The organism is Citrobacter sp. R4 (assembly GCF_026719175.1).
Taxonomy (GTDB): domain Bacteria; phylum Pseudomonadota; class Gammaproteobacteria; order Enterobacterales; family Enterobacteriaceae; genus Citrobacter_A; species Citrobacter_A sedlakii.
Genome location: NZ_JAPPSU010000076.1, coordinates 1 through 254, shown reverse-complemented (window position 1 = coordinate 254; position 254 = coordinate 1). Strand labels below are relative to the sequence as shown.

Annotated in this window: 2 pseudogenes; both read left to right on the top strand. The window is 47.2% G+C overall.

What is annotated here, in order from left to right:
- Window positions 1-75, top strand: a pseudogene (locus tag OOJ60_RS24670) (IS6 family transposase); the annotation flags it as partial.
- Window positions 76-127: 52 nt separating this feature from the next.
- A pseudogene (locus OOJ60_RS24665) lies at window positions 128-254 on the top strand (IS4 family transposase); the annotation flags it as partial.

Sequence of the window (254 nt, the reverse complement as noted above, 5' to 3'; positions counted from 1 at the left end):
GGCCAGGCCTCAGCATTTTATTATGGTGATCCCCTGGGCGAAATGCGCCTGGTAAGCAGAGTTTTTGAAATGTAAGGCCTTTGAATAAGACAAAAGGCTGCCTCATCGCTAACTTTGCAACAGTGCCAGCAATCCAATCTCATGCCAAATTCTATTGTATAAATCTCGCTCTAAAGGCCGAAAAAATCAGCGCTCGACACGGACTCATTGTCACCACCCGTCACCTAAAATCTACTCAGCGTCGGCAAAGGAGC